We start from the raw sequence: 2,768 nt of genomic DNA, 5'->3' as shown, positions 1-2,768 counted from the left end.
GGGAGCCTGGACCGGTAGGCGGCCCAGAAGGAGGCCGGGGCGCGGACGGCGGCGGGCGAGGCCAACAGGTCGGCGACGAGGGCGCACTCCTCGGCCACGCGGTCCGCACCGGCGGCCTTGATCAGCCCGCGGGCGTCCTGCGGCAGTGACGCGTACGGGGGCATGCCCGCGGCACAGCGCTCCACGATCAACTGCCGGAACTGCGTCCACGCCGCGGCCGGGTCGAGTCGGCGGGAGAGGTCTCTCACGTACTCCTTGAGCGCCTTGACCGTCAGCGCCCCGGCGAACGCGAACTCCAGGAAGACCGCGCGCTGCCGCTCCTCGTCCACCGCCAGGGCGTGCACGCGTTCGGCCTCGCGGGCCTTGCCGAAGAAGGCCGAGGCGTACGTGGTGTTCTCGTACCGGAGGAAGACGCGGGCCGCCTGCTCGTAGAACGTGGGCAGGAAGTGGGGAACGGCCCGGCCGAGCCGCGCACCGAGCTCCTCGAAGCCCTCCTTGGCGCTGCCCGGACGGGTCTTGGCCTGGCGGGCGAGCCGCTCGACGTCCTTGACCAGGGCCAGTGCGTGGTGCCCGTTGGCCGGGTCGTTGACCAGCGCCCACGCGGGGAAGCCGAGGGTCTCCCGGCGCACCTGCCCGACCTCCGGCGTCTCCGGTTCGCGGGCCAGGCCCAGGAACTCCAGCGCCAGGTCCTCCGCCTCACCGAGGGTGCCGGGCACCAGCCGCACCACCCGCCGGCCGTCCAGCGCGGGATGGCCGTAGGACCGGGCGGTCAGGGTGTCGGCGTCCTCGCGCGTGGTGGTACCGGGGAGCAGTACGGCACCCGCTTCCAGCAGCGCGGCCGCGGTGGTGTCCTCGTACGTCGTGCTCATGCCGCCCGCTCCTCGTCCTCGACGTCCCGCCCGGCGTACAGGGCGGCGGCCATCCGCATGCCCTCCGACCACGCCACGGGTCCCACCTGGCCGATCTCCAGCGCGCGGCCCGTGGGGCCGGCCCATGTCAGCGGGCCGGTCTCGGTCTCCTCGTAGCCGTCGTAGTCGCCGATCCACACGCGCGCCTCGGCGGTGCTTCCTTCCTCCAGCACGGAACACACGGCGTGCCCGCCGCGCACCCGGTAGCCCAGCTGGGTCGCCCTGCCGTGCAGGAAGCGCAGTTCCTTGAACGAGCCGCCCGCGTACTCCTCGACCTGGGTGCTCCGGGCGTCCACGGCCGCCGGACGGTGCCACACCTCACGGAAGAGCTGCCGGGCCCGCTGCTCGACGCCGAGTTCGACGGCGAACTCCCGCAAGTCCTCCAGATCGTCGAGGAGTACGGGGTGGGGGACGCGCAGGACGTCGGGTGCCGTACGGACCGTGTCGCCGTCGAGGTCCACCAGGCCGAGGCCGTGCTCGGGGTCCGCGTCCCGGAGGAAGCCCGCGACCTCCCCGTCGGGCCCGGTGACCACGACGTCGCGCAGGGCGGCCTGCCAGGCGGGGTCCGGCCAGACACGCGTCACCACGGCCCGTGGCACCGGCAGTGACCGCACCATCCACCGCTCCACGTCGGCCAGGCACTGCTGTTCGTGCCGCTCGAGCCACTCGGCGAGCTGCCGCAGCCCGACGACAGCAGGATCGTCCGTGAGCTTGGCCGGAACGGACTTCAGCCGCCGCCCGGCCGCGTTGCGGCACACGACCCTGCCGTCGTCGAGGGCGATCTCGTAAGCGCCCGCCGTCACCCACCCCATGAGTGCCTCCCCGCACCTTGGTGATCAAGTGACAGGAACTCTAAGTGGGACCACTGACATCGACTGGCAAGCGCCGCTCAGCTGACGCGCCCGTTCGCACGGGCCGTCTCAGGCGTCCGACACCGAGTCGAACGAGACCTCGTCCCGGCCTACTCCGCGCGCGTCGGCGTCGACCGACCGCCGGAGCGCCTCGTGCAGCTTCGCCGGGGTGAGGACGCCGAGGAAGCGCGCCCCGTCGAGCACCGCCACCCAGCCGGCATCGTGCTGGAGCATCTCGCTGAAGGCCTGCTTCAGCGGGGCGCCGACGGGCACCCACGCGTCCATGCGCCGGGCCAGGTCGCCCACCGTCCCACGTGCCCCGGCGCCGCGCAGGGTCTCGGTGCCCACCCAGCCGTGCAGATCCCCCTCACCGTTGAGGACGACGGCCCAGCGCGCCCCCAGGCCGGCCAGCCGCGCCGCGGCCGCCTCCGCCCGCTCACCCAGGTGCGCGGTCGGCGGCTCCTCCAGGTCCTCGGGTTCGATCGAGGTGACCGAGAGCCGCTTGAGGCCGCGGTCGGCACCGACGAACCGGGCCACGTACGGTGTCGCCGGCGTGCCGAGGACCGCGCCCGGCCGGTCGTACTGCTCGATGCGCCCCTTTCCGTACACCGCGATCCGGTCGCCCATCCGGACCGCTTCCTCGATGTCGTGCGTCACGAGCAGGACGGTCTTGCGGACCGCGGACTGCAGCTTGAGGAACTCGTTCTGCAGACGCTCGCGCACCATCGGGTCCACCGCCCCGAACGGCTCGTCCATCAACAGCACCGGCGGATCCGCGGCCAGCGCGCGGGCCACCCCCACCCGCTGCCGCTCCCCGCCGGAGAGCTGGGCGGGGTAGCGCGGACCGTACGTCTTCGGGTCCAGGCCCACCAGGTCCAGCAGCTCCGCCGCCCGCCGCCTGGCCCGTTCGCGCTTCCAGCCGACCAGGGACGGCACGGTCGCGGTGTTGTCGAGCACGGTCCGGTGCGGGAACAGGCCGACCTGCTGGATCACATAGCCGATACGGCGG

At 73.4% G+C, this 2,768-nt stretch carries 2 protein-coding genes and 1 pseudogene; all 3 read right to left on the bottom strand.

Annotated features, from left to right (window positions below):
- A pseudogene (locus tag IH13_RS0104870) lies at positions 1-869 on the bottom strand (hypothetical protein); the annotation flags it as partial.
- Complete coding sequence (locus tag IH13_RS0104865) at positions 866-1,720, bottom strand: DUF4132 domain-containing protein (RefSeq protein ID WP_031081291.1); 855 nt, start codon at positions 1,718-1,720, stop codon at positions 866-868. The gene IH13_RS0104865 and the pseudogene IH13_RS0104870, both read right to left, overlap by 4 nt.
- A gap of 108 nt (positions 1,721-1,828) precedes the next feature.
- Positions 1,829-2,768, bottom strand: a 940-nt coding sequence (locus IH13_RS36735) for an ATP-binding cassette domain-containing protein (protein ID WP_031081289.1), incomplete at its 5' end; no start/stop codon positions are given.

Source organism: Streptomyces sp. NRRL WC-3549, assembly GCF_000721935.1.
GTDB lineage: Bacteria > Actinomycetota > Actinomycetes > Streptomycetales > Streptomycetaceae > Streptomyces.
Note: the sequence above shows the minus strand (reverse complement) of the source record. Positions and strands in the feature narration are given on the sequence as shown.

Coding starts and splice junctions, on each gene's coding strand:
- IH13_RS0104865 (WP_031081291.1), bottom strand. CDS start 1,720: ATGGGGTGGGTGACGGCGGGCGCTTACGAGATCGCCCTCGACGACGGC.